Below are 25811 nucleotides of genomic sequence, written 5' to 3'. Positions count from 1 at the left end.
TCAGCAGCCGTCGCAGGGACAGCAGCAGTCGCAGCCGTCGCAGCCGCAGTCGCAATTGCCGCAGTCACCGCAGTCGCAGTCGTCGCACCACGCGTCCCGCTTCTCGCGCGACCACGGGCCCTCGTGATCGGTGCAACACAGTTGGCACGTGCAGAACAGCCCCACGGCGACCGCGCAGCCGGCGAGCAGACCGCGGCGCGGCTTCCGCGGGGGCACCCCGCCTCCACCTCCGCCCCAGCCGGGCCCGCCGGGCCCGCCGGGGCCGCCCGGGCCCATCGGCGGGTGCATCCCCGGCCCGGCCGGCGGGTACGGGGCGTAGGGGCCGCCGCTCCCGTACGGTGCCCCGCCCGCGCCCGGGCCCCCGTACCCCTGCGGCGCGGCCCCGAAGCCGCCCTGCCCCGCGGAGTTCACACCGGTGTGAGCGCAGCCACCGGTCCCGAAGGCGCGGTCCACGGAGGTGCGCAGTTCGTGCACCAGCAGCCGGTGCGCGAGGCCCGCGTCGGCGAACTCCACCTCGCGCAGGGCGAGCCGGATGCCGTGGAGGGCGTCGTCGCACAGCCGTCGGGCCTCGGTGAGGGTGGTGCCGGTGGCCGTGAGGGGGTTCCAGGCGCCCGCCGCGGCGTCGGCGGCCCGGTCCTCCACGGCGTCCAGCAAGTGCGCGAGCCGCCCGAAGTAGCGGCCCGCCTCGGCGAGCGCGGCGGCGTTGCCTGGCCGTCCGGCGAGGATCGCGGTATGCGCGAAGGCGGCCGCCGTCGCGGTCTCCGTCGGCTCGGTGACCACCAGCACGGGCGTGCCGAGGCCGGCCAAGGACTCGATGCCGCCCTGCCGGTCGACGGCGTCGATCAGCACGGCCGTGTCGAAGCCCAGCGAGGCCCCGGTCCGGGCGCCGGCCCGGTCCCAGCCCCGGGCGACCCTGCGGGCGGCGGCCGCGATCGGGGCCCGCGCCAACAACCCGTCGCGGTCGGCGACGTGGTCCCGCACCTTCGCGGACGCCAGCACCAGGGAGACCGCGGCGGCGAGGCGGGCACCCTGCCCGTCGGCCACCGCGGCCGTCCGCATCCCGCGCAGGGGACACGGCCCGGCGGTGCGGCGCGAGCCGGGGGCCGGTCCCGACTGAGCCTCCGTCAAAACGGAGACCAGCAGCCCGTCGTAGTTGGTGACGATCCTGGCGAACTGGCCGTGGTCCCCGCGAAGTGCCAGGCACAGTCCGCAGAGATGGGCCGTCCACTCGGCTTTGAACCGCTCCCCCAGCCGGTGCGTGCAAGGTCTGACTATGCCGAACAAGTGTGGTTCCCCCGTGTCATACGCGTGCCTGGCGGGCATGGTATCGAGCCCGGTCGTTCACCCGTACGCCCGCAGGGCTCACCCGGACGGCGTCCGCAGTCGTATTTTCACTCAGTCAGCAGCGACAGGCGGCCGGAACCTTGACGGTGCAACGGATGTTCTGCACCAGTACCGTCACGAAACCCGTGCGCGCCGACTATCCACTTGGCGCGTTGTCAGCATCATGGACGACCATAGGGGCAGCGGAAGAGAAGACAACTGACCGCGGTGAAAGGAGGCGTCCATGGGTTCGGTGCGCAAGGCGAGTGCCTGGTTGGGTCTCGTGGAGGACAACGACGACGAGCGGTACTACGACGACGACTACGCGGAGGCCGTGGAGCGTCAGCACGGCGGCTCGGTGTCCGGACCCGGCGACCAGTGGGTCACCGATCCGCGCGTCAAGGTGGCGTCGGAGTCCGCGGTCGAGCAGGGCCGGCGGATCGCGACCGTGACGCCCGACGGATTCCGTGACGCGCGTGGAATCGGCGAGCTGTTCCGCGAGGGCGTCCCGGTGATCGTGAACCTCTCGTCCATGGAGCCGGCCGACGCCAAGCGCGTGGTCGACTTCGCCGCCGGTCTGACCTTCGGGCTCCGCGGCTCGATCGAGCGGGTGGCGACCAGGGTCTTCCTGTTGACCCCGGCCGACACCCAGATCGTCAGCGGCGAAGCGGGCGGTCGTGCCCGGGACTTCTTCAACCAGAGCTGAGCGGGGCTCTCACCGAAAAGCGTCGAGCCCGGTGAGCGCCTTGCCCAGCACCAACTGGTGCATCTCGACGGTTCCCTCGTAGGTGAGGACCGATTCGAGGTTGGTGGCGTGCCGCATGACGGGGTATTCGAGCGAGATCCCGTTGGCACCCAGGATGGTCCGCGCGGTGCGGCAGATGTCGATGGCCTCGCGGACGTTGTTGAGCTTGCCGAAACTGATCTGCTCCGGTCGCAGGGTGCCCGCGTCCATGCGCCGGCCCAGGTGGTGCGCGAGCAGGATGCCCTTGTGGAGTTCCAGCGCCATGTCCGCGAGCTTGGCCTGGGTGAGCTGGAAGCCGCCGATCGGCTTGCCGAACTGCTCCCGCGTCTTCGCGTAGTCGAGCGCGGCCTCGAAACTGGCGCGCGCCGCGCCCATGGCACCCCAGATGATCCCGTACCGCGCGTGGCTGAGGCAGCCCAGCGGTCCCTTGAGCCCGGTGACGCCTGGAAGCACCGCGTCCGCGGGCAGCCGTACGTCGTCCATCACCAGCTCGCTCGTCACCGACGCGCGCAGCGACCACTTGTGCTTGATCTCCGGCGCGCTGAAGCCGGCGCTCTCGGTGGGGACAGCGAAGCCTCGGATTCCCTCGTCGGTCTGGGCCCAGACCACCGCGATGGAGGCGACGCTGCCGTTGGTGATCCACATCTTGCGGCCGCTCAGCACCCAGTCGGTGCCGTCACGCTTGGCGTAGGTGCGCATCGCGGCCGGGTCGGAGCCGACGTCCGGCTCGGTCAGCCCGAAGCAGCCGATCAGCTCGCCGGCCGCCATGCCCGGGAGCCAGCGCTGCTTCTGCTCCTCCGAGCCGTAGCGGTGGATCGCGTACATCGCGAGCGAGCCCTGTACGGAGACCAGGGACCGGATGCCGGAGTCGGCGGCCTCCAGCTCCAGGCAGGCCAGCCCGTACTGCACGGCACTGGCCCCGGCGCACCCGTAACCCCGCAGGGACATCCCGAGCGCCCCGATCGCCCCGAGCTCCCGGGCCAGCTCCCGGATACCGGGCAGCTCCCCGCGCTCGTACCAGTCAGCGATCTCCGGCAGCACCCGGTCCGCGGCCCAGCGGCGCACGGTGTCGCGGACGGCACGATCCTCGGGGCTCAGCAGATCGTCGAGCCCGAGCGGATCGGTGGGTACGAAGGACACGTGGCCTCCCGGCGGCCTGGAACGAAACCTAGCGCCGCAAGTTTCTCCTCCCGCCGCCCTCTTTTCCAGCCCCCCTGGCGACCCGCCGCCCGCTCTCAGCCCCGGCGACCCACAGCCGCGTCGCTCTCCGCCCGCCCACCGGTCGACCGCCCCTGCGCCGGTACCCGCGCCGCGTCCGACGCGTCCCCGCACTCCATCGCCCTGGGCAGCTTCAACGCCATCACCGCCCCGGCGAACAACAGCCCCGCGCTCACCACCAGCGTCACGTGCAGCCCGTGCACGAACGAGTGCCGCGCCGCCGCGTACAGCGACTCCCCCGCCGCCCCGCCCAACCGCGCCGCGATCTGGTACGCCTCGCCCAGGGAATGCGCCGCGTTCCCCGAGTCGGTGGCCGACACCCCCGGCACGTCCTCCAGCCCGGGCGCGTACGCCGCGTTCATCACGCTCCCCAGCAGCGCGATGCCCATGCCCGCCCCGAGCTGGTAGGAGGTCTCCCCTATGGAGGCCGCGCCGCCCGCCTTGGCCGCCGGCACCTCGCTCAGCATGGACTCGTACGCCGCGAACAACGTCGTCTGGAGCCCGAAGCCGAGCAGCACGAACCCGACGGTCAGCAGCGCCGGCCGGTCCTGCTGCCCCATCAGCGTCAGCAGCAGCACCGCGCAGCCGGTCAGCACGAAGCCCAGCGAGACCATCGTGCGGGGCCCGATCCGCTGGAGGGTGTACGAGCCGGTCGCGCCCGCGGCCATGGCCGCGAAGGTCAGGGGCAGCAGCCGCAGCCCCGTCCGCAGCGGGGTGAGGTGCAACACCAGCTGGAGGTACTGGACGGCGATCAGCTCCAGGCCGACCAGCGCCAGCATCGCGAGCACGATGCAGCCGACGGACGTCGAGAAGGCCGCGCGGGAGAACATCCGCATGTCGATCAGCGGATGAGTGCGCCGCCTCTGGCGCCGCACGAAGAGCACGAGCAGCGCCGCGCCGAGCAGCAACGGCAGCAGTGCCTGCGCGTCGTCGAGCTGCCGCTCCACGCCGAGCCGCTTGAGCCCGAGCACGGCTGCCAACACGCCGCCGGCCGCCATCAGCGCGCCCAGGACGTCCCAGGGCCCGTCGGCGGAGCCCTTCGACTCGGGCAGCAACCAGCGGCCCACCGGAAGGATCAGTGCCATCAGCGGGATGTTGATGAGGAAGACCGAACCCCACCAGAAGTGCTGGACGAGGAACCCGCCGAGCACCGGCCCGCTCGCCGCGCCGATCGCGGCGACGGCGGTCCATATCCCGATGGCCAGCGCCCGTTCGCGCCGGTCGGGGAAGACCTGGCGCAGGATCGACAGGGTGGCGGGCATGATCATCGCGCCGCCGAGGCCGAGCAGGGCGCGCGCGGCGATCAGGACCTGCGCGCTGTCGGCGAGGGCGGCGATCGCGGAGGCGACGCCGAAGAGTCCGTACCCGAACAGGAGTATCCGACGGCGCCCGACCCGGTCGCCGAGGGTGCCGAAGAGGATCAGCAGCGCCGCGCACACCAGCGGGTAGGCGTCGACGATCCACAGGAGTTCCATCGCCCCGGGGCGCAGGTCCTCCGTGACGGAGGGGACGGCGACGTGCAGGATCGTCGCGTCGAGCGCGACAAGCACGAGGCTCACGCACAGCACGCCCAGCACCAGCCAGCGGTTGGTCCCGCCGGAGACGGCGCTGATCCGTTGCCAGGCGGACGCGGGGGAGGTCGAGGTGGGGGGAACCGACGCGGGGGGAACCGGAGAGCGCTCGCCGTCGCCGGTCGTGTTCGTCCCCGACATGCATGTACCTCCCAGGTGATCCCTCGCACTCGGCGGACCAGCGTCTTGTGGCGGCCGCGGAGGGTGGTGCGCTTGCGGCGTCCTGCGGGGTCCGGCATCGACTCGCGCGAGTGAAGGGTCAGCGTACGCGAGTTCGCCTGACAGACACGTGGTCAAGCTCTCATCGCGGCGAGGCCCTCCTAGTGGCGTGCGCCACTCGGCTCCTCCCCCAAACACCGCGCGTGGCCGCCGCCCGTGGTCGCGGGCCGTGGGCCGTGGGCCCGGGGCGCCGGCGTCGATAATCGTGCCCGTGAAAGATCTCGTATTGCGGCGGGCCGCGCCCGCGCTGACCGCCTTCGCGGCGATACGGCTGCTCGGGCTGGCCGCGCTCGCCGCGTGGGGGGCGGCGGTCGGCAGCAGCCCGCACACCCTCCTCTCGGCGCGCTGGGATTCGCTCTGGTACGCCCGGATCGCCGCCGAGGGTTACGGGTACGAGGTGGTCCTGCCCAACGGCGGCGTCCATTCCAACCTGGCCTTCTTCCCCCTGCTGCCCTGGCTGGAGCGGCTCGTCGCCGCGCCCACCGGGCTGTCCTACGGCTCCGCGGGCCTGGTGGTGTCGGTGGTCGCGGGGCTCGCGGCGGCCTGGGGGATCTTCGCCGTCGCCTCCCTCCTCCACGGCCCTCGGGTGGGGGTGGTGGCCGTGGCGCTGTGGGCGGCGCTGCCCGTCGCCGTGGTGCAGTCCATGGCGTACAGCGAGTCGTTGTTCACCGCGCTGGCCGCGTGGGCGCTGTACGCGGTGTTGCGCGGGCGGTGGCTGACGGCGGGCCTGCTCGCGGCCGGGGCCGGACTGACCCGCCCGGTCGGCGCCGCGGTGGTCGTGGCGGTGTGGGTGGCGGTCGTACTGGCCTGGCGGCGTGGCGAGCGGTCCTGGCGGACGGCGGCCGGGGCGCTGCTGGCGCCGACGGGCGCGGCGGCGTACGTCCTGTGGGTGGGCGCCCGCATAGGGACCGGGCTGCTCGGCTACCTCGACGTGCAGGCCGGCTGGGGCAACGGCTTCGACGGCGGCCTGGCCTTCGCCCGGTTCATCGGGGCCCGACTGGCGTCGCCGGCGTTCGCGGCCGGGGTGGGACTGCTCGCCGGGGTGGGGCTGGTGCTGTGGCTGTACGGGCTGTGCGTGCGACAGCGTCAGCCGGCGGCGTTGTTGGTGTATTGCGGGATCGTGGTGGCGCTGGCGCTGTGCGCGTCCGGGTACTTCGGCTCGAAGCCCCGGCTGTTGCTGCCCGCCTTCCCGCTGCTGCTGCCCGTGGCGGTGGCGCTGGCGAAGTGGCGCACGGGTCGGGCGGCCGCCGTCCTCGGGGCGCTGGCCCTGGTGTCGGCGGCGTACGGGGCCTTCTGGCTGAACGGGTCGGGGCCCCCGTAGGAACCGCGGGCGGGTCGACGGGGTGATCACGGAATGGATCATTCCGATCCATGTTTGAGCAAAGTGATTGAGCTGCGGCAATAAACAGCAAGTAAGTGTGCGGATAATTGCCGCGCGGGAGTTCCAACCGCAGGCTAATTAACGGGAATTCAGCCCGCGTGAGACCAACTCCACATCACATGGTCATCACAAAGCCCGCGATTCGCCCGGGCCGCCCTTCGACGCGCGGTAACGTCGATTGAGTGCGTACCGACCAAATCCTGACCCGTCTGGAGCGGGTCTTCGCCCGGCTCGACCGGGAACCAGAGCGACCGGCCCATCTGCAAACCCCGCGGATGAGCCGGCACCGCGTCGTGCTCCTCGCGTCGACCCTCGTCTTCTACGTCGCGATCGTCGTGGCCGTACTGACGACGTCCTGGCTCGTCCGGCTGGACTGGCAGATCATGTTCTTCCGGCCCTACGAGCAGTGGCCGCAGCTGCACGCCTTCCTCGACTACCTCGTGGTCCTGGGCCAGCGCGGACCCACCGCCGTCATGGTCGCGGCCTGGCTCGGCTGGCGCTCCTGGCGCCAGCACACGCTCCGGCCCCTGATCACGCTCGGCGTGGCGCTGCTGCTGCTGAACGTCACCGTGGGTTCGGTGAAGCTCGGCCTCGGGCGGCTCGGTCCGCACTACGCCACCCAGATCGGCTCCGCCGAGCTCTTCGCCGGCGGCGATATATTCCCTTCCGGTCACACCGCCAACGCCGTCGTCACCTGGGGAATCCTGGCCTACCTGGCCTCCACCGTGGTCACCCGGCGGGTGCTGTCCCTGGTCTCGGCGATCGTGTCGCTGAGCGTCGGCGCCACCACCGTGTACCTCGGCACCCACTGGGTCAGCGACGTCCTGCTCGGTTGGACCGCCGGGCTGTTGGTGCTCCTGGCCCTGCCGTGGTTCGAGCCGCTGATCGCCCGGTCCGAGGCCTACGTCTTCGAGCTGCGCGAGCGCCTGCGCAACCGTCTGGAGGAGGGGCAGGTGTCCGAGCCGGTCGCCGCCGCGCTCGTCCCGCTGGTCTCCGCGGGCGGCAAGTGGCAGCTGCGGCGCGCCGCCGAAGCGACGGCCGGAGCCGGCCCGTCGGGCGGTCACGCCCCCGCGCCACGGCCCGTGGCGCACGCCGCCGCCCGGCCGCACGTCATACGGTCCGAACGCACCCCGGTCACCCCGGTGGGCAGCCGCCGTCCGGCGCACGCCGAACGGGCCGGCGCCCGAGGGACCGCGGCCCGGCCGGTCGCGGGCGGCTGAGCCGCCCGACCCCGGCGGGAGGGTACGCACAGCCACCCCGCACCAGGCACGCGAAGGCGGGCCGGTTCTCCGAACCGGCCCGCCTTCGTCGTTGATATGCCCAGCCCGTCACCCCGACGCCAGGACGTTCCTCCGTACCGGGTCACGCTTGGGTCACGAATTGTCGACAGTTCCTTGCCAAGCCCGCTTCACCGCGTCACCGCGCCCGGGAGGGGGAAAAGAGGCCCGCGGAAGGGGATTCCCGCGTGCGCGGACAACGCCTTCGCCAATTCCGCCCGCGCCCCCGGCTCCGGCGTATTACCGGCGGGGAATTGCGTCGCGTGACCCGCGGACTGAATCCCCCTCAGTTTCTCCCCACGTCCTTCACCGACCGGTCGAGAAGGTCCCGCATGCCCCGGAGGCGCTCGGTCAGCTCCACCGGCTCGACCACCTCGAACTCACAGCCGAGCAGCATCAGGTGAATCACGAGGACGTCGAGGTTCACCGCCCCGGTGCGCAGCAGACAGCTTCGCGCGTCGAGTGGCTCCAAGGTCCCGTCGCTCGGCCCGACGGTCCGCGCGGCCTCCTGCGCCGACACCTTGAGGCGTACCAGCGCCCGCGCGGCGTACGCGCGCTGGGACACGCCCCGGGAGACGTACGCGGCGAGGTCCGCGGCCGGGGGCGGGCGGGGGGTGAAGCGGGGACCGTGCGGGGGCCGGGGTTCGATCCGGTCGGCGCGGAAGGTCCGCCAGTCCTCCCGGTCGAGGTCCCAGGCGACGAGGTACCAGCGCCGCTCGGTGCACACCAGCCGGTGCGGCTCCACGGTGCGGTGGGTGACGGTGCCGTCGTGGTCGCGGTACGCGAAGCGCAGCCGCTCGTTGTCCCGGCAGACGGCGGCGAGCCCGGTGAGTACGGCGGGGTCGACGGTGGGGCCCTGCGGCCCCCTCAGCATGGGCACCGTGAACTCGTTGAGTGCCGAGATCCTTCGGCGCAGCCGGGACGGCAGCACCTGCTCCAGTTTGGCCAGGGCGCGTACGGAGGACTCCCCGATGCCCTCGACGCCGTTCCCGGCGGCGGTGCGCAGGCCCACGGCCACCGCGACGGCCTCGTCGTCGTCGAGCAGCAGCGGCGGCAGCTCCGCCCCGGCCCCCAACTGGTACCCGCCGCCGGTGCCGGGACTGGCGTTCACGGGATACCCCAACTCCCGCAGCCGGTCCACGTCCCGCCGCACGGTCCGCGGGGTCACCCCGAGCCGCTCGGCCAGCGCGGCCCCGGTCCACTCCCGATGGGCCTGCAACAACGACAACAGACGCAACAACCGCGCGGAGGTCTCAAGCATCCCCGAAGTCTGCCGCCACCCCACCCTCCAACCCGACCCGGCCCCGCCGGCGTTCGAGGCCCCACCCCGGGCGGAGCCCGCCCACCCAGCCCCGCCGGCGATCGAGGCGCACGGCCGGGCGCAGCGCGGGCCGGACTGTCAGCGCGGAGCCGGCCGTGTCGGTACCGCCCCACTCGCCGAAGGCACCGGCACCGGCGAAGCCACCCCCGGGCCAGCCGGCGAAGCCACCGGCGGAGCAACCGGCGGAGCAACCGGCGGAGCAACCGGCAACACCAGCATCGTCCCCACCGCCACCGCCCCCGGCTTCCCCCCGATCACCCCCCGGTTCGCCTCGTACAACGCCTTCCAACCCCCCGCCACCCTCCGCCGCCGCGCGATCGAGTCCAGCGACTCCCCCTCCCGCACCACGTGCATCCGCCCAGCCAGCCCGTACCGCTTCGAGCACACCGGCCACGCCTCCCACCCCTGGGTGCCCAGCACCTCCTCGCCCACCCTGATCTGCTGCTCCCGCCGTGCCAGGTCGGCACGCGGCGCGAAGACGAGGCCCCCGTACTCCTCCCAAGTCGGCTGCCTGAACTGCAGCCCCCCGAAGAACCCGTTGCCGGTGTTGACCGCCCAGCGCCCGCTGCTCTCGCAGTCGGCCACGCAGTCCCAGGGCCACTCCCCGCCCGGCCCGCAGTCGCCCGGCCCCCGCCCGATCACCCCCGGCGACCCGGGACGCGCCGCCCCGGCGGGCCCGGGCGCCGGCGGCGGCGGGGCCGAGGTCGCGCGGAAGGGGAGTACGAACACCAGCGCGGCTGCGGCCACGGCCGCCGACGCGGCCAACCGGGTGCGGAGGTCGGGCATCGGGTCACGCTAGGCACGCCTCCCACACGCTCCCGACCCGCCACGCGGCCGACCTTCGCGCGCCACCCGGACGGCCGACCCGCCACCCATCCCGCGAAACGGGCAGCTTCGACCATCAACTGCGCGCAACCAGGCGAGAGTTGCCACAAATCCGAAGCCCCCGCCGGGCCGTTCACTCTCCCGGGTGGCCGGTTCGATTCCGTTCCCTCAAACGGCGTGACCCCGCGCACCGCTCCTGCGTTGTGCCCGGCGAGCCGGGAACCACCCGGCGCCCGCTCGCCTAGTCCGAGGAGCCACCCCGTGCCGCGCATGCTCGACGTCAGTGATGAGGTACGTGCCGAGATCGGTGACGAAGAAGCCGACAGGCTGCTCGTCGGCGACGACGCGCCGGGCAGTTACGACTGCACCTCCTGCCGCACCCCCGGCGACCCCGAGCGCGAACCCACCAGCACGGTGCTGTTCGTCGGCGAGGAGACCGCCGTCCTGGCCTTCGCGCACGCCAACTGCATCCCCTCGCAGGTCGTCTCCGTCTCCGAGGAGCAGCTCCAGGGCGCCGTCCGCTCCATCACGGGCGACAGCCCGGCGCCGGCGGCCGCGCCCGCGTCCGGTGACGAGCCGCAGGCCGTGCCCGGCGGCCAGGCCGTCCTCGGCATCACCAGTGGCCTGATCCTCATCGGCGGCGAGCTGCACCCCGCGCTGGTCGTCGAGCCGACCGCGCCCATCGCCCGTCCCGGCTCGACGGGCCCCGGCGACGACTTCCTGCCGCTCCTCATCGAGCAGGGCTTCATCCCCGTCACCGACACCAGAGAGCTGCCTTCCCCCCTGCACGGCTGGTCGGTGCTGCTCGCCGCCGGTCAGCTGCACGCGGTGCTCCAGCCCGGGCCGCAGGGCGGCAGCCCCATCCACTGGTGGCAGGCGCACCAGGCGCTGTCCGTGACCGACGGCTGGAGGGCCGCCGTCAACAAGACCCAGCGCGTCCTCATCTACGCCGCCCCGGTGGGCTCGATCGGTCAGCAGCCCCGTGAGGACCTGCTCCGCGACGCCCTCGACAAGGCCGCGGCCGACGGCCAGCTCGTCGCCGCGTCGATGCCCCTGGCGGGTACTCCGGGCGCTTGACGCCGCCGCCGACGGGTCGGCCCCCACGACCCGGTCGGCCCGCGTCGCAACGGCCGCCCGGCCCCTCTCCGGAAGGGGCCGGGCGGCCGTGCGCCGTACCGCCGCCCCAACGTCGAGCCGGGTTTTCGCCCCGGTCAGGCCGCATCCGCAGGGCTTCGGGTTCGTTGGCTGATACGTGCATCCATACGACTCCTCCCGCGCCCCGTCCTTTTCGAGCAGCGTCCCCCCGATGCGCCCGTCCCGGGATCTGGACACCGCCCCGGCCGCCTCGTACACCCCGATCTACGACCTGCTGTACTCGGAGTACCTGCGCGCCTTCCGGGCGCTGCCGGGCGATCGTTCGGGCGAGGAGGACCTGGGCTTCACCTCGTTCTCCTACGGCAGCGCCTCCACCGGCTTCCCGTACTCCGGCGGCGCCGGCGGCAGCTCCTACGGCAGCGGCTGGACCCGTTCCTCCTGGCAGCCGGCGGACGGCTGGCAGCCCGCGTACGCCCCCACCCCCCAACCGCTGCCGCAGCCCTCGTACGCGTACGCCGGAAGCAGCGGCGGCACGGGCGGCTACGAGGCCAACGGCAACGGGCGGCAGCACCAGACCGGGATGCACCACATCCCGGCGGCCCTGCCGCCCGCTCCGCGCCGGGGCTACTGACCCCGGCGCCGCGTCACCGCGTACGCCTACTTCTTCTTCTTGTACTGCGCGCCGCGCTTCTCGCGGACCCGGACCGAGATGTGGATCGGGGTGCCCTCGAAGCCGAACTCCTCGCGCAGCCGACGCTCGATGAAGCGGCGGTAGCCGTGCTCCAGGAAGCCGGAGGCGAAGAGGACGAACCGCGGCGGCTTGCTGCCCGCCTGGGTGCCGAACAGGATGCGGGGCTGCTTGCCGCCGCGGATCGGGTGCGGGTGCGCGGCGACGACCTCACCGAGGAAGGCGTTCAGCCGGCCGGTGGGGACGCGCGTCTCCCAACCGGCGAGGGCGGTCTCGATCGCCGGAACCAGCTTCTCCATGTGGCGGCCGGTGAGCGCCGAGACGTTCACCCGCGGCGCCCAGGAGACCTGCTGCATCTCGGTCTCGATCTCGCGTTCGAGGTAGTAACGGCGCTCCTCGTCGAGCTCGTCCCACTTGTTGTACGCGATCACGATGGCGCGGCCCGCCTCGACGGCCATGGTGATGATCCGCTGGTCCTGGACGCTGATGGTCTCGGTCGAGTCGATCAGGATGACCGCGACCTCCGCCTTCTCGACGGCGGCGGCCGTGCGCAGGGAGGCGTAGTAGTCGGCGCCCTGCTGGAGGTGGACCTTCTTGCGGATGCCGGCGGTGTCGACGAACTTCCAGGTGACGCCGCCGAGCTGGATCAGCTCGTCGACCGGGTCACGGGTGGTGCCGGCCAGTTCGTTGACGACGACGCGGTCCTCCTTGGCGACCTTGTTCAGGAGGGAGGACTTGCCGACGTTGGGGCGGCCGATCAGCGCGATGCGGCGGGGCCCGCCGAGGGGGGCCGCGCCGAAGGTCTGGGCGGGCGCCTCGGGCAGTGCGTCGAGGACGGCGTCCAGCATGTCGCCCGTGCCGCGGCCGTGCAGGGAGGACACGGGGTGGGGCAGGCCGAGGCCGAGCGACCACAGGGAGGCGGCGTCGGATTCGCCGCTCAGGCCGTCGACCTTGTTGGCGCACAGCACGACGGGCTTGCCGGCCCGGCGCAGCAGCTTGACGACGGCCTCGTCGCTGTCGGTGGCGCCGACCTTGGCGTCCACGACGAAGACGACCGCGTCGGCGGTCTCGATGGCGTACTCGGCCTGGGCGGCGACGGCCGCGTCGATGCCGAGGACGTCCTGCTCCCAGCCGCCGGTGTCGACGACCTTGAACCGGCGGCCGGCCCATTCGGCCTCGTAGGTGACGCGGTCGCGGGTGACGCCGGGCTTGTCCTCGACGACCGCCTCGCGGCGGCCGATGATGCGGTTCACCAGGGTCGACTTGCCGACGTTCGGGCGGCCGACGACGGCGAGGACGGGGAGCGGGCCGTGGCCGGCCTCCTCGATCGCGCCTTCGACGTCTTCGAGGTCGAAGCCTTCCTCCGCGGCGAGCTCCATGAACTCCGCGTACTCGGCGTCGCCAAGTGCTCCGTGGTCGTGCTGGTCGTTCATGAAGTCCGTTCCTCGTCGTCCGTGGTGATCGGTGGCAACCGCGCAGCGCGGTTCCACTACTAGGTCAAGTCTCGCTCAGCGCCCGGTGAGGCGCTTGGCGTCGGCCAGGTGGGCGGTCAGCCGGTCCTGGATGCGTACGGTGGCGCCGTCCAGCGCGGTGCGCGTGCGGCGGCCGGTGCCGTCCCCGGCGTCGAAGGCGGAGCCGAACACGACGTCCACCCGGCTCTTGAACGCCGGCAGTCCTTTCACGAACCTGCCGCGGCTCTCGGTGCTGCCGAGGACCGCGACGGGCACGATGGGCGCGCCGCTGCGCACGGCGAAGTACGCGAGTCCGGCCCGGAGCGACGCGAAGTCGCCGTCGCCGCGGGTGCCCTCGGGGAAGATCCCGAGCGCGCCGCCGTTCTCCAGGACGCCGAGGGCGCGGCTGACGGCGGTCCGGTCGGTCCCGGTCCGGTCCACCTTCACCTGCCCGATCCCTTCCAGGAAGGGGCCGAGGGGGCCGACGTACGCTTCCTTCTTGATCAGGAAGTGAAGTGGCCGCGGCGCGGTGCCCATGACCATGGGGCCGTCTATGTTGTGGGAGTGATTCACGGCGAGGATCACAGGACCCGTGGCGGGCACCCGCCAGGCGCCCAGTACGCGCGGCTTCCACAGCCCGTACATGAGGCCGATGCCGATCCGCCGCCCGATCGCCGCACCCTTGAGGGAGGGCGTATCGCTCACCTGCGTACCACCCGCTTCTCTTCCACCAGGGTGACCACGCACTCGATGACCTGCTCCATCGTCAGCTCGGTGGTGTCCACCTCGACGGCGTCGGCGGCCTTGGCCAGCGGGGAGGTCTTGCGCCCGGAGTCGGCCGCGTCCCGCTTGATCAGGGCTTCCTTGGTCGCCGCGAGGTCCGTGGCCTCCTTGCCGCGCAGCTCTCCGTTGCGGCGGGCGGCGCGGGCCTCGGCGGAGGCGGTGAGGAAGACCTTGAGGTCGGCGTCGGGCAGGACGGTGGTCCCGATGTCGCGGCCCTCGACGACGATGCCGTCGGCGTCCCGGGCGGCCTCGGCCGCGATGGAACGCTGGAGGTCGGTGATCAGGGCGCGCACCTCGGGTACGGCGCTGACGGCGCTGACCTTGGAGGTGACCTCCTGGGTGCGGATCGGGCCGGAGGCGTCGAGACCGTCGACGGTGATGGTGGGCGCGCTCGGGTCCGTGCCCGAGACGATGGCGGGCTTGCCGGCCGCGAGGGCGATCGCGTAAGGGTCGTCGGTGTCGACGCCGTTGGTGATCATCCACCAGGTGATGGCCCGGTACTGGGCACCGGTGTCCAGGTAGCGCAGCCCGAGCTTCGCGGCCACGGCCTTGGACGTGCTGGACTTGCCCGTGCCGGAGGGACCGTCGATGGCGACGATCACGGCGGCCGGAGCTGCGGTTTCCACGGTGCGGGCACCTTCCTGGTTGCGCGTACGTGTCCGGGCGCGCCAAGAGCGCCCCTCCCCCAGGTTACCGGGCATTTCCAGCGCCCCCACCGCCCCGGCCGGGCCCGGCCTCCCGGACGGCGCCCCGGGGCCCCCGGGCGACCCGCGCGCTCGTGCCGCCCCACGCGCCACGCCGCCCCTCGCGCTCCCGTCGGGCCCGTGCGCTCCCGTCGGGCCCGTGCCCTACTGCTGGCGCAGCGCCCAGCCGCGCTCGCGCAGCTCCGCCTCCAGGACCGGCACGGCCTTCGGCTCCACCATCAGCTGCACCAGGCCCGCCTGCTGACCCGTCGCGTGCTCGATCCGTACGTCCTCGATGTTGACCCCGGCCCGGCCGGCGTCCGCGAAGATGCGGGCCAGCTCGCCCGGGCGGTCGCTGATGAAGACCCCGACCGTCTCGTACGCCATGGGCGCCGCCCCGTGCTTGCCCGGGACCCGGACCCGGCCCGCGTTGCCCCGCTTCAGGACGTCCTCGATGCCGGCCGCGCCACCGCGCCGCTCGGCCTCGTCGCCCGACTGGAGTCCGCGCAGGGCCTCGACCGTCTCCTCCAGGTCGGCGGCGATCCCGGCCAGCACGTCGGCCACCGGCCCCGGGTTCGCGGACAGGATCTCCACCCACATCCGCGGGTCGGAGGCCGCGATGCGCGTCACGTCCCGGATGCCCTGTCCGCAGAGCCGGACCGCGGTCTCGTCCGCGTCCTCCAGCCGCGCCGCCACCATGCTCGACACCAGCTGCGGGGTGTGCGAGACCAGGGCGACCGCCCGGTCGTGCGCGTCCGCGTCCATCACCACCGGGACGGCCCGGCACAGGGCCACCAGTTCCAACGCCAGGTTCAACACCTCGTGGTCGGTGTCCCGGGTGGGGGTGAGCACCCAGGGCCGGCCCTCGAACAGGTCCGCCGTCGCGGCGAGGGGGCCCGACCGTTCCTTGCCGGCCATGGGGTGGGTGCCGATGTACGCCGACACGTCCGCGCCGAGCGCCGCCAGCTCCCGTCGGGGGCCGCCCTTGACGCTCGCGACGTCGACGTAGGCGCGGGCCAGGCCACGTCCGATGGCGTCGGCCAGCGCCGCCGCGACGTGCGCCGGCGGCACGGCCACGATCGCGAGGTCGACGGTGCCTTCGAGGGGCTCGTCCGTGCCCGCGCCCAGGGCCGCCGCCGTGCGGGCCTGCGCCGGGTCGTGGTCGACGAGGTGGACGGTGACGCCCCGGGCGGTCAGGGCGAGCGCCGCGGAGGTGCCGATCAGTCCGGTTCCGATGACGACGGCGGTTCTCACGGGGTGCTCCAGGGTGATCGCGTGACGGCGGGCCTGACTCAGGGTAGCCGGCTCCGGCCGGAGGTGGCCCGCCGCCCGTTGCGGTAGAACGGGCGGCATGATCTTCCACATCGTCCCGCTCACCGACTGGACCGCCGCTGCGGACCTGCCGTACGCCCCGCCCTCGCTGGCCTCGGAGGGGTTCGTGCACTGCTCGGCGGACCGGGCGACCGCCCTCGCGATCGTCGAGGCCCACTACCGGGAGACGCCCGGGACCCTGCTGGCCGTGGAACTCGACGAGGGCGCGCTGCTCCCGGAGGTCCGCCGCGAGGGTGAATCCGGGGGCCGCTACCCACACGTACACGGTCCGCTGAACCGGGACGCGGTGAGCCGCGTGTGGGAAGTCGTACGCACACCAGGCCGTCCCGCCTCACTGGCCCCATGGGGGCCGGGAATCTGAGGCAAGGGCGGACAGCATGGCGCGGCGGGCTTCTCTCGGGGGCCGGGCCACGCCAGGATGCTGCTCGCCCAGAGGCCACGAAGCGAGGAGAACGTCCCATGAGCGAGCCCACACCCACCGCCCGGCGCACCGTACTGGCGGTCGGGGCGGTGGCCCTTGCAGGCGGCACGCTGGCCGCCTGCGGCGGTGACGACAAGCCCAAGGGGGAGTCCGGCAGCGCCCCGGCCCCGGAAACACCCGCCTCCGCACCCGCCTCCGCCACGCCTTCCTCGGGGGGCGCCGCCAAGACCCTCCTGAAGTCCTCGGCCGTGCCCGTCGGCGGCGGGACGATCCTGAAGGCCGAGAAACTGGTGGTCACCCAGCCGACGGCGGGCTCCTTCCGCTGCTTCACGGCGGTGTGCACGCACCAGGGCTGCATCGTGGGCACGGTGGCGAACGGCACCATCGACTGCCCCTGCCACGGCAGCAAGTTCAAGATTGCCGACGGGGCGGTGGCCCACGGCCCGGCGACGCGCCCGCTCGCGGAGCAGCAGATCACCGTGGCCCCGGACGGCGATATCTCCCTCGCGTAAGGGGCGCCTCCCCGCCTACGCTCCGGGGATGAACGAGCCGACCACGCCCGAGGAGACCCACCTCGCCCTCGTACGCGACCACACGGTGTACGCGTGCGTGATGGGCTCCCGGGCGTTCGGCCTGGCGACCGAGGCGAGCGACACCGACCGGCGCGGCGTCTACCTCGCCCCGACGCCGCTGTTCTGGCGGTTCGAGAAGCCGCCCACTCATGTGGAGGGGCCCCGGGACGAGGAGTTCTCCTGGGAGCTGGAACGATTCTGCGAGCTTGCCCTGCGCGCCAACCCGAACGTCCTGGAGTGCCTGCACTCCCCGCTGGTGGAGCGGCTCTCCCCGGTGGGCGAGGAACTCCTCTCCCTGCGCCCGGCCTTCCTCTCGCGCGAGGCCCACGCCAGTTTCACCCGCTACGCCGCCGGCCAGCACCGCAAACTCCTCGCGGACGTCCGTGTCCACGGCGCTCCCCGCTGGAAGCACGCCATGCACATGCTGCGGCTGCTCCTGTCCTGCCGCGACCTGCTGCGCACGGGCCGCCTGACGATCGACGTGACCCCGCACCGCGAACGGCTCCTCGCGGTCAAGCGCGGCGAGTCGACCTGGGCCGAGACGGACACCTGGATGTCCCGTCTCACCCAGGAGTGCGAGTCGGCCCTCGCCACGAGCCCGCTGCCCGCCGAGCCGGACACCGCCCGCGTGGCGGACTTCCTCCACCGCGCCCGCCGCGCCTCGGCCGCCCGGGCGTCGTAGGGTCCGGCGTCGTGCCGGCCCGGCGGTCGGCGCCGGGCTCAGGCGTCCCAGAGCGCGCCCAACTCCAGCAGCTCGTCGCGGTGTTCGATCCGGTCCCGCCAGTCGCCGGGCCAGGCCGACGCGCCGAGGTGGGCGCCCGCGAAGGCGCCGGCGAGGCAGGCGAGGGAGTCCGAGTCGCCCCGGGTGCAGGCGGCGCGGCGCAGGGCCAGGAGCGGGGCGTCGGGGAAGAGGAGGAAGCACTGCAAGGCCGTCGCGAGGGCTTCCTCGGCGATCCAGCCGTCGCCCGTGGTGAGGCAGGGGTCCGTCTCGGGAGACGGGTCGCGCAGGGCCAGGGCGAGGCGGTCCAGGACGGCGAGGCACTCGTCCCAGCCGCGCGCCATGAAGGACTCCGGGCCGGCGTCGGACGCCGTGCGCGTCCACAGGTCGCCCAGCCAGCGCTCGTGGTAGCGGGTGCGGTTGTCCAGGGCGTAGGAGCGGAGCAGGCCGACGAGGCCCGTGGGCTCCGCGCCCCGTGCCAGCAGGTGGACCGCGTGCGCGGTCAGGTCGGAGGCGGCCAGCGCGGTCGGGTGGCCGTGCGTGAGGGCCGACTGGAGCTGGGCCGCGCCCGCCCGCTCCTCGTCCGTCCAGTCGGGTACCAGGCCCACGGGGGCGACCCGCATGTTCGCCCCGCAGCCCTTGGAGCCGATCTGGGAGGCGTCGCGCCAGTCCCGTCGCGGCTCGTCCAGCAGCCGGCAGGCCCGCAGGCAGGTGTTGCCGGGGGCCCGGTTGTTCTCCGGGGAGTGGTACCAGGCGACGAACTCCTCCCGGACCGGGCGCGTCAGCCGCGGCGGGCCGATCGGGCCGCGGTCCGTCGCCGTGCGGATGCCGCGGGCCAGCGCCAGTGTCATCTGGGTGTCGTCCGTGATGAGCGCCGGGTTGGGCAGCCGCATATCGCGCCACGGGCCGGTCTTCGCGAGGATCGACGGCACGTCGTTGAACTCCGTCGGGAAGCCGAGGGCGTCGCCCAGGGCCAGCCCGATCAGGGCGCCGGTCGCGGCGCGCTTCGCCGCCCGGGCCTTGGCGGGCTTCGCGGTGGTCGTCTGCGTCATCGCTGGTGTCCTTCCGTGGGGCGGAGCAGGGGCGGGTGCAGGGCCGTCGCCGGCCCGGGGCGGTACAGCGCGGCCGGCTTGCCGCGGCCGCCGGTCAGTCGGGCGGCTCCGGGGACCGCCTCGACGAAGCCGGGCGTCGCCAGGACCTTGCGGCGGAAGTTGGGGCGGTCCAGGGCCGTGTCCCAGACGGTCTCGTAGACGGCCCGGAGCTCGCCGAGGGTGAACTCGGGGGGACAGAAGGCGGTGGCCAGGCAGGTGTACTCCAGCTTCGAACCCACCCGCGAGCGGGCGTCAGCCAGGATCACCGCGTGGTCGAACGCCAGGCCGACCGCCTCGCCCACGGGCACCCAGCGGGCCCGGTCGGCGTCACCGCCGCCGGTCGCCGCCGGCTCGGGCATGTCGGGGACCAGCGCGGTGAACGCCACCGAGACCACCCTCATCCGGGGGTCCCGGTCGGGTTCGCTGTAGGTGCGCAGCTGTTCGAGGTGCAGGGCCTCCACAAGATCGGGCGCCAGGCCGGTCTCCTCGGCGAGTTCCCGGCGGGCGGCGCTCTCCGCCGACTCGCGGGGCAGGATGAAGCCGCCGGGGAGCGCCCATGCGCCGGCGTACGGTTCCTGCCCGCGCCGGATCAGCAGGACGTGCAGGGCGCCGCCGCGGACGGTGAGGACTGCGAGGTCGACCGTCACGGCGAACGGCTCGAAGGCGTACGGGTCGTAGGCCGCGTTCACCGTTCCTCCGACCCGACGCCGCCGGACCGCCCCGCGCCGCCCCGCGGCGGTACGTCGGCGGCCCGCGGCAGACGGTCGGGCCGCGGTACGTGGTCGGGCCGGCGTACGTTCTCGGGCAGCGGGTCCGCGAAGTACCAGCCCTCGGCGAGCAGTTCGTCGACCGCCGTCACGGCCGCCGCCAGCCGCGCGTCGCGGTCGCCGCGCATGACGAGGAACCGCCTGCCGGTCCGCTCCAGTTCCTCCCGGAACCGGCTCGTCATCCAGGGCCGCAGGTGTTCCCCGTCGCGCAGGCCGTCGTCCTCGAACGGCACGTCCGCGTCGTCCGTCAGCAGGTACAGGTCACGCCGGGTCAGGGCGGCGATCTTCTCGACCTCCTCGTCGCGCTCCCCCAGGTACCGCTCGTGCCAGACCCCGGTGGCGAAGGAGTCGGTGTCGCAGAACAGCACCGGCGAGCCCGACCTGGCGGCCCGTTCCTCGTCCGCGTCCTGACGCCGGGCGATCACCGGGAACTCGCGGGAGGCGAACGTCACGTCCGCCCAGGAGGCGTCCGGATCGGCCACCCGCGCCGCCGCGAGCTTCTCCTCGCTGTACCGGCGGCCGTACTCGGCGACCCAGCCCGTCTTCGACCACACCCCGCCCCGCCGCCGGTAGTGGGCCGCCAGGTCGAGGGACAGCGTCGTCGTGCCCGTGGACTCGGCGCCCAGGACGACGACCCGCCGGGTCAGGGCGGCCCGCACCGCGGGTCCGAGGAACTCCCAGCAGCCGGCCGGGTCGGCGCGCACGGCCGTCCCCGAGACGGGGAACAGAGTCCGCTCCCGGTCCACGAGGACCTCCTGCGCGCCGAACCGGCGCGCCAGTTCGCTCCCGTACGCCTCCGAGGTGAAGACGGCGTCCACGCGCCGGGGCACGGCGGCCCGGAAGATCGCCATGTGGGCCTCCCAGACCTGCGGGTCGTGCAGGTCGACGGGGATGTCGTCGACCGCGCCGACCACATGGGCGCCGGGGTGTTCCTCACGCATCCAGGCGACCCGGTCCGCCAGCGGCACCGACTCCACGGAGGCCGCGCAGACCAGGACGGTCAATCGCTCGCACTGGTCCTGGGCGGTGCGCACCAGGTGGTGGTGTCCGGCGTGCGGCGGGTAGAACTTGCCCAGCACCAGCCCGTGCCCGTACCGCTTCCCACCGCTCACGCCGTCGCCTCCGCGGCCGTACGGGCGCCAGGGCCGGTCGGCAGCTCGCGGCGCCAGCCCGCCAGGCCGGCCACGCACAGGAGGAGGAAGCCGCCGTAGAGGACGGAGGTCAGGTAGAGCCCCTTGTAGACGTACAGGGGGATGTAGACGAGGTCGGCGGCGATCCACAGCCACCAGGACTCCAGCAGCTTGCGGCACTGTCCGTAGGTGGCCATGAGGGACAGCGCGGTGGTCAGCGCGTCCCAGAACGGCACGGTGGAGTCGGTGACCCGGCCGAGCAGCAGCGTCAGGCCGAGCACCCCCACCGCCCCCGCCGCGGCGAGCGCGGCCCATTCGGCGCGCGTGGTGCGGCGCACCGGCAGGGCCTTGGCGGTTCCTGGTCCACCCCCGTGGGTCCAGGACCACCAGCCGTACGCGGCGAGGGCGATGAAGACGATCTGCATCCCGGCGTCCGCGTAGAGGCCGGCCCGGGCGAACAGCACGATGAAGAAGACGTTGTTGGCGATGCCGATCGGCCAGTTGGCGATGTGCTGCCGGGCCACCAACCACACGCACCAGGCGCCCGTGGCCGATCCGAGGATCTCGGTCCAGTCCGTGTTCCAGCCCATGACGGCCCCACTCCCTTTATAGTCACGATGACTATAAAGGGCCGCGCGTTCGACGGGCAAGGGAAAAAACCGCATGGGAAACCCGCATACGGAAGAACCCGCGGCGCCCGAAGGCACCGCGGGTTCTCTCGTACCGGTTCCGCGGTCGTACGCGTTCGGCGGAAGTCCGGGGACGGGCTACAGGCCGACCTCGCGCATCAGCATGCCGACCTCGGTGTTGGTCAGGCGGCGCAGCCAGCCGGACTTCTGGTCGCCCAGCTCGATCGGCCCGAAGGAGGTGCGCACGAGCTTGTCGACCGGGAAGCCGGCCTCCGCCAGCATCCGGCGGACGATGTGCTTGCGGCCCTCGTGCAGGGTCACCTCGACCATGTAGTTCTTGCCGACCTGGTCCAGGACGCGGAAGTTGTCGGCGCGGGCGTAGCCGTCCTCCAGCTCGATGCCGTCCTTGAGGCGCTTGCCGATGTCCCGGGGCAGGGAGCCGGTGATGGCGGCGACGTACGTCTTCTGCACGCCGTACTTGGGGTGCGTGAGGCGGTGGGCCAGCTCGCCGTGGTTGGTGAGCAAGATGATGCCCTCGGTCTCGGTGTCGAGCCGACCCACGTGGAACAGCCGCGTCTCGCGGTTGGTGACGTAGTCGCCGAGGCACTGGCGGCCGTCCGGGTCCTCCATGGTGGAGACGACGCCGGCGGGCTTGTTCAGCGCGAAGAACAGGTACGACTGGGTGGCGACGGTCAGACCGTCCACCTTGATCTCGTCCTTCGGCTGGACGCGCTTGCCCTGCTCCAGCACGACCTCGCCGTTGACCTCGACGCGGGCCTGCTCGATGAGCTCCTCGCAGGCGCGGCGCGAGCCCATGCCGGCGCGGGCGAGCACCTTCTGCAGACGCTCGCCCTCCTCCTCGGCGCCCGGGAAGGTCTTGGGGGTCTTGATCACGGGCTTGTCGGCGTACCGGTCGCGCACGCGCTCCTCGATCCGCGCGTCCAGCTCGCGGGGGCGCGACTGGCCGCTACGGCTGCCGGGACCGCGGCGCGGGCCGCCGGCCCCGCCGATAGCGGGGGTCTTGGACGTCTTGGGGCCGCCCTTGGCGCCACCGCGCGCCGCCGTGCCGCGCGCACCGCCCCGGCCGGCGTCGGAGGCGCCGCGGGCACCGCCGCCGCCCGCCTTCGGGCCGCTGCGGCCCGACCGCTCGCCCTCGGGGCCGACGTCGTAGCGCCGCTCCTCGGGGCGGGGGTTGCGCGGACGCTGGGGCGCCTGGTCGCGGTCACGGTCGCGGTCTCGGAAGCCGCCCGCTCCCGCTCCCGCGCCCGAACCCGAGCCACCGCCGCCGCGGTAGCCACCACCGCCGCCGCCGGAGCCGCCGCCGCGGTAGCCACCGCCGGAGCCGCTACCGCTGCCGCCTCCGCGGTAGCCACCGCCCGCGCCGGAGCTGCCGCCGCGGGAGTTCCCGCGTCCGCCACCACCACCGCCGCCGCTGTTCCTGTTGCCGCCGCCGTTGCCGTTACCGCTGCTTCGCATCAAAGTTCCGTCGTCTTGTCGTCTTCATCGGTATCCGGTGCATCCGGATCGAACGACGGAACACCCTCTTGCGTCTCGGCTTCGATCGCGTCCGCCTCGGGGAGGAAGGGCGCGAGCTCCGGGAGCTCGTCCAGGCCGCGCAGGCCCATCCGCTCCAGAAAGTAGTTCGTCGTCCTGTACAGGATCGCACCTGTTTCGGGTTCCGTCCCCGCCTCGGCCACCAGACCGCGCTGGAGCAGGGTCCGCACGACCCCGTCGCAGTTGACCCCGCGGACCGCCGAGACCCGCGACCGGCTCACCGGCTGGCGGTACGCGACGATCGCCAGGGTCTCCAGGGCCGCCTGGGTGAGACGGGCCTGTTGGCCGTCCAGTACGAAGGCCTCGACCGCCGGGGCGTACTCGGCGCGACTGTAGAACCGCCAGCCGCCGGCGACCGCGCGCAGCTCGAATCCACGCCGCTGGACGGTGTACTCGTCGGCCAGCTCGCGCAGCGCGTCCGCCACCTCCCGGGGGCTGCGGTCCAGCACCTTGGCGAGGTGCTCCTCGGTCGCGGGCTCGTCCACGACCATGAGGACGGCCTCAAGGGCGCCCTTGAGCGCGAGCCCGGCCACCTCGGCCACCTCTGTCATTCCTTCGCCTCCACGATCTGATCGAACTCGTCCGTCACCCTCGGCATGCCGTCGCCGTCCCCGCCGCTCCAGCGCACCGTGAGCGCCCCGAGCGCCTCCTCCTGGTCGAGGACCACGGCCTTCTCGCGGTAGAGCTCCAGCAGGGCCAGGAAGCGCGCGACGACGGTGAGGGTGTCGGGGGCGCCTACGGTGAGCTCCTGGAAGGTGGCCTCACCACGCGCCTTGAGCAGGGCGACGACCAGGCCGGCCTGTTCGCGGACGCTGACGAGCGGGGCGTGGATGTGCTCGACGTAGACCTGGGGCTCGGCGCGGGGGCGCATGGCCCGCACGGCGAGCCGGGCGAAGCCGTCGGCGCCGACGCTGATCACGACCTCGGGCAGCAGCTCGGCGAGGTGCGGCTCCAGTCCCACGGTACGGGGGTACCGCTTGCCCTCCTGCCGGGACCAGTCCTCGAAGAGTGCGGCGACCTGCTTGTAGGCCCGGTACTGGAGCAGCCGGGCGAAGAGCAGGTCCCGGGCTTCGAGCAGGGCGAGGTCGGCCTCGTCCTCGACCTCGGCGGCGGGGAGGAGGCGGGCGGCCTTGAGGTCGAGGAGGGTCGCGGCCACGACGAGGAACTCGCTGGTCTGGTCGAGGTCCCAGTCGGGGCCCATGGCCCGGATGTACGCCATGAACTCGTCGGTGACCTGGGAGAGCGCGACCTCGGTGACGTCGAGCTTGTGCCGGGAGATCAACTGGAGGAGCAGGTCGAAGGGCCCCTCGAAGTTGTCCAGCCTCAAGGTGAACCGCCGCTCCCCGGCGCCCTGCCCATGCCCGTGGGACGGGTCCGGGCCCCCGGCCACGGTCGCCTCTGACCGGGCGGAACCGGGACGGTGGCCGTCCGGCGACGTGCCCACCGCCGCGGCACCGCGCGCCACGAACCCCGCCGCCGTACCCCCGGAGCCGCCGGCTGGTCCGGGGCCCGCTCCGGCCGCGGCCTCCGGCGGCTCGGAAGAACCGGGGCAGGGCCCCTCGGCCGGACCCGCCGGGCCCGCCGGGACGAAGGCGCCGGCAACCGGGGCTTCGGGGTCGCGGGGGCCGGAAACCCGACCACCGGCGGCTGCCGCGCTACCAGGGTCTTCGGCGGGGACCGCAGGGGCGGGGGAACCGGTAACCAGGGCGCCGGCGTCACCGGGGCTGGAAACCCGGCCACCGGCGGCTGCCGCGCTACCAGGGCCTTCGGCGGGGACCGCAGGGGCGGGGACGCCCGTGCCGAGGTCGTCGCCCGGCGTGCCGCCCGCCTCCGGGCGGCGCGGTCCGTGCTCCTCGGCCTCGACGCCGCCCGCGTCGGGGGCGGTCGGCACCACGTGCGGGGCGTCCGGGGCGGCGCCACCCGGGCCGCGCCCCAAATGGCGACGGGCCGGGCGGCCGGGTTCGGCGGGAGCGGACATCGGTATCCAGATTCGGGTGGTGCGGGGAAGAGCGTGCCAGCAGCCTAACCACCGGGCCGCCCCCACCCCCCGCGCCCCACCGCCACCCTCCCGCCCGAGCGCCGGGCGTGGCCCGGGCGGGGCACCTCGGGCCACGCCCCGGATGCCGAACGCGCGGCTTCCTCCGCACACATCGAGGGCGGCACCCGTGGAGGAACATCGGACACCCGCCGACCGCGCCTCCCAAGGACGCGCCGGGCCGGCGTGGCACGGGGCGCCGGGCTCGATACGCCCCCGCCCTGACGGGACAACCTTGGCCACGCCCCGGACACCAGCGGCGGGGCCGGCCATCGGGCACATCAAGGGCGCCGCCCGTGCCGGAGGCACCGGGCACCCGTCCGGTCGGCCTCCCCACAGGCAGGCGCCGGCAGGCGGCGCCCGGCCGCACCGGGCTCGATACACGTCCGCCCGAACCGGCCAGTGCCCCAGACGGGCTCCTTGAGCCCCCGGTAAGCGAGGCCCGCACCGTGGGGCGTCAGACACCCGTCCAGCCGGCCTCCCCACACGGATACGCAGAACCGGCGGAGCCCGGCGCGGCCTCAGGGTTGGGCCCCGCCGCCGCGCCCGCCCGGACGGGCTCCTTGAACCCCCGGTAGGCAAGCCCGCACACCCATGGGGGCGTCGGACCCACAGGGACGCGCCGGACGGCGGTGCGACACGGCGCAAGGCGGTCCGCCGGCCGCGCCGGGCTCGATACGCGGCCGCCCGAATCGGACAGTCGCTCGGACGGGCTCCGTGGGGGCCGGATACGCACGGGCGACGCCCATGGGGGCGTCGAACCACAGGGACGCGCCGGACTGGCCGTGCCCGATCTGGCGTCAAGGCAGGACCCGCGGGCTCGGTTAGCGCACGCCCGGTCGCGCCGGTGACCCGCGGCGTGGAACGGCTACGGACACCGCGCCGGCCGGACCCTCCCCACCGAGGCCGCTGAGGGCCGCGTCCGTGCCGCGAGGCTTCGGGGTTCGACGCGCCGAGCGGGGCGCTGCGGAGGCCGGCGGCG

General features: G+C 73.6%; 24 protein-coding genes. 8 read left to right on the top strand and 16 right to left on the bottom strand.

Translation table 11 applies throughout. The features are described from left to right. A complete protein-coding gene (locus ACV7NM_RS24915) occupies positions 1-1284 on the bottom strand; it encodes a DUF5685 family protein (RefSeq protein ID WP_463412358.1) in 1284 nt (427 codons plus the stop codon). Positions 1285-1567: 283 nt separating this feature from the next. On the opposite strand from ACV7NM_RS24915, the gene ACV7NM_RS24910 reads away from it, so the two are divergent. Next, a complete protein-coding gene (locus ACV7NM_RS24910; protein ID WP_136214944.1) occupies positions 1568-2029 on the top strand; it encodes a cell division protein SepF in 462 nt (153 codons plus the stop codon). Between the two features lie 9 nt (positions 2030-2038). Here ACV7NM_RS24910 and ACV7NM_RS24905 read toward each other — a convergent pair whose 3' ends face one another. Together ACV7NM_RS24905 and ACV7NM_RS24900 are read right to left on the bottom strand one after the other, a co-directional pair. Continuing rightward, positions 2039-3208 carry an acyl-CoA dehydrogenase family protein gene (locus tag ACV7NM_RS24905; RefSeq protein WP_463412357.1) on the bottom strand — a complete coding sequence of 390 codons (1170 nt, stop codon included), beginning with the start codon at positions 3206-3208 and terminating at the stop codon, positions 2039-2041. A gap of 95 nt (positions 3209-3303) precedes the next feature. Continuing rightward, positions 3304-4998, bottom strand: a complete 1695-nt coding sequence (locus tag ACV7NM_RS24900) for an MFS transporter (protein ID WP_463412356.1) — start codon at positions 4996-4998, stop codon at positions 3304-3306. A gap of 277 nt (positions 4999-5275) precedes the next feature. On the opposite strand from ACV7NM_RS24900, the gene ACV7NM_RS24895 reads away from it, so the two are divergent. Next, on the top strand, positions 5276-6397 hold the full coding sequence (locus tag ACV7NM_RS24895) for a glycosyltransferase family 39 protein (RefSeq protein WP_463414060.1): 1122 nt from the start codon (positions 5276-5278) through the stop codon (positions 6395-6397). A 242-nt stretch (positions 6398-6639) separates the two neighbouring features. Further along, entirely contained in the window at positions 6640-7677 is a 1038-nt protein-coding gene (locus tag ACV7NM_RS24890; RefSeq protein WP_463412355.1) for a phosphatase PAP2 family protein, read from the top strand. Between the two features lie 343 nt (positions 7678-8020). Here the strand turns inward: ACV7NM_RS24890 and ACV7NM_RS24885 are convergent, their stop codons facing one another. After that, positions 8021-8995 (bottom strand): helix-turn-helix transcriptional regulator, encoded by a 975-nt coding sequence (locus ACV7NM_RS24885; protein ID WP_463412354.1) that lies wholly within the window; start codon positions 8993-8995, stop codon positions 8021-8023. Positions 8996-9133: 138 nt separating this feature from the next. Beyond that, positions 9134-9841 carry a LysM peptidoglycan-binding domain-containing protein gene (locus ACV7NM_RS24880; RefSeq protein ID WP_463412353.1) on the bottom strand — a complete coding sequence of 236 codons (708 nt, stop codon included), beginning with the start codon at positions 9839-9841 and terminating at the stop codon, positions 9134-9136. Positions 9842-10141: 300 nt separating this feature from the next. Here ACV7NM_RS24880 and ACV7NM_RS24875 point away from each other — a divergent pair, with 300 nt between their 5' ends. Beyond that, positions 10142-10957 (top strand): hypothetical protein, encoded by an 816-nt coding sequence (locus ACV7NM_RS24875; RefSeq protein WP_463412352.1) that lies wholly within the window; start codon positions 10142-10144, stop codon positions 10955-10957. 229 nt (positions 10958-11186) lie between these two features. Further along, positions 11187-11606 (top strand): hypothetical protein, encoded by a 420-nt coding sequence (locus ACV7NM_RS24870; RefSeq protein ID WP_463412351.1) that lies wholly within the window; start codon positions 11187-11189, stop codon positions 11604-11606. 26 nt (positions 11607-11632) lie between these two features. Here ACV7NM_RS24870 and der read toward each other — a convergent pair whose 3' ends face one another. From der to ACV7NM_RS24850, 4 genes are all read right to left on the bottom strand, one after another. Next, positions 11633-13096 (bottom strand): ribosome biogenesis GTPase Der, encoded by a 1464-nt coding sequence (gene der / locus ACV7NM_RS24865; protein WP_136214937.1) that lies wholly within the window; start codon positions 13094-13096, stop codon positions 11633-11635. Between the two features lie 75 nt (positions 13097-13171). Further along, positions 13172-13759, bottom strand: a complete 588-nt coding sequence (locus ACV7NM_RS24860) for a lysophospholipid acyltransferase family protein (protein WP_463414059.1) — start codon at positions 13757-13759, stop codon at positions 13172-13174. 56 nt (positions 13760-13815) lie between these two features. Next, the gene (gene cmk, locus ACV7NM_RS24855) at positions 13816-14523 is read right to left on the bottom strand and encodes a (d)CMP kinase (RefSeq protein ID WP_463412350.1); all 708 of its coding nucleotides are present in this window, start codon (positions 14521-14523) and stop codon (positions 13816-13818) included. Between the two features lie 222 nt (positions 14524-14745). After that, positions 14746-15834 carry a prephenate dehydrogenase gene (locus tag ACV7NM_RS24850; RefSeq protein WP_463412349.1) on the bottom strand — a complete coding sequence of 363 codons (1089 nt, stop codon included), beginning with the start codon at positions 15832-15834 and terminating at the stop codon, positions 14746-14748. 97 nt (positions 15835-15931) lie between these two features. Between ACV7NM_RS24850 and ACV7NM_RS24845 the strand changes: the two genes are divergently transcribed. The 3 genes from ACV7NM_RS24845 to ACV7NM_RS24835 all read left to right on the top strand — a co-directional run bounded on the left by ACV7NM_RS24845 (position 15932) and on the right by ACV7NM_RS24835 (position 17587). Further along, the gene (locus ACV7NM_RS24845) at positions 15932-16273 is read left to right on the top strand and encodes a DUF952 domain-containing protein (RefSeq protein WP_463412348.1); all 342 of its coding nucleotides are present in this window, start codon (positions 15932-15934) and stop codon (positions 16271-16273) included. 98 nt (positions 16274-16371) lie between these two features. Further along, on the top strand, positions 16372-16845 hold the full coding sequence (locus ACV7NM_RS24840) for a Rieske (2Fe-2S) protein (RefSeq protein ID WP_463412347.1): 474 nt from the start codon (positions 16372-16374) through the stop codon (positions 16843-16845). 28 nt (positions 16846-16873) lie between these two features. Continuing rightward, complete coding sequence (locus ACV7NM_RS24835; protein WP_463412346.1) at positions 16874-17587, top strand: nucleotidyltransferase domain-containing protein; 714 nt, start codon at positions 16874-16876, stop codon at positions 17585-17587. A gap of 38 nt (positions 17588-17625) precedes the next feature. Here the strand turns inward: ACV7NM_RS24835 and ACV7NM_RS24830 are convergent, their stop codons facing one another. The 7 genes from ACV7NM_RS24830 to ACV7NM_RS24800 all read right to left on the bottom strand — a co-directional run bounded on the left by ACV7NM_RS24830 (position 17626) and on the right by ACV7NM_RS24800 (position 24121). Next, positions 17626-18675, bottom strand: coding sequence for an ADP-ribosylglycohydrolase family protein (locus tag ACV7NM_RS24830; RefSeq protein WP_463412345.1), 1050 nt, complete (start codon positions 18673-18675; stop codon positions 17626-17628). Beyond that, a complete protein-coding gene (locus tag ACV7NM_RS24825) occupies positions 18672-19403 on the bottom strand; it encodes an NUDIX hydrolase (protein WP_463412344.1) in 732 nt (243 codons plus the stop codon). Before ACV7NM_RS24825 ends, ACV7NM_RS24830 begins: the two co-directional genes overlap by 4 nt. After that, a complete protein-coding gene (locus ACV7NM_RS24820; protein WP_463412343.1) occupies positions 19400-20593 on the bottom strand; it encodes an AAA family ATPase in 1194 nt (397 codons plus the stop codon). The genes ACV7NM_RS24825 and ACV7NM_RS24820 overlap by 4 nt, the downstream gene beginning before the upstream one ends. Then, on the bottom strand, positions 20590-21201 hold the full coding sequence (gene pnuC / locus ACV7NM_RS24815; protein ID WP_463412342.1) for a nicotinamide riboside transporter PnuC: 612 nt from the start codon (positions 21199-21201) through the stop codon (positions 20590-20592). Before pnuC ends, ACV7NM_RS24820 begins: the two co-directional genes overlap by 4 nt. Before the next feature lie 177 nt (positions 21202-21378). Further along, on the bottom strand, positions 21379-22716 hold the full coding sequence (locus ACV7NM_RS24810; RefSeq protein WP_463412341.1) for a pseudouridine synthase: 1338 nt from the start codon (positions 22714-22716) through the stop codon (positions 21379-21381). Continuing rightward, on the bottom strand, positions 22716-23345 hold the full coding sequence (gene scpB / locus ACV7NM_RS24805) for an SMC-Scp complex subunit ScpB (RefSeq protein WP_463412340.1): 630 nt from the start codon (positions 23343-23345) through the stop codon (positions 22716-22718). Before scpB ends, ACV7NM_RS24810 begins: the two co-directional genes overlap by 1 nt. Next, positions 23342-24121, bottom strand: a complete 780-nt coding sequence (locus ACV7NM_RS24800; RefSeq protein WP_463412339.1) for a segregation and condensation protein A — start codon at positions 24119-24121, stop codon at positions 23342-23344. The genes scpB and ACV7NM_RS24800 overlap by 4 nt, the downstream gene beginning before the upstream one ends. Positions 24122-25811: the final 1690 nt, after the last annotated feature.

This window comes from Streptomyces sp. Tek67B01, from assembly GCF_055231995.1.
This window is presented reverse-complemented; position numbering and strand designations above follow the sequence as displayed.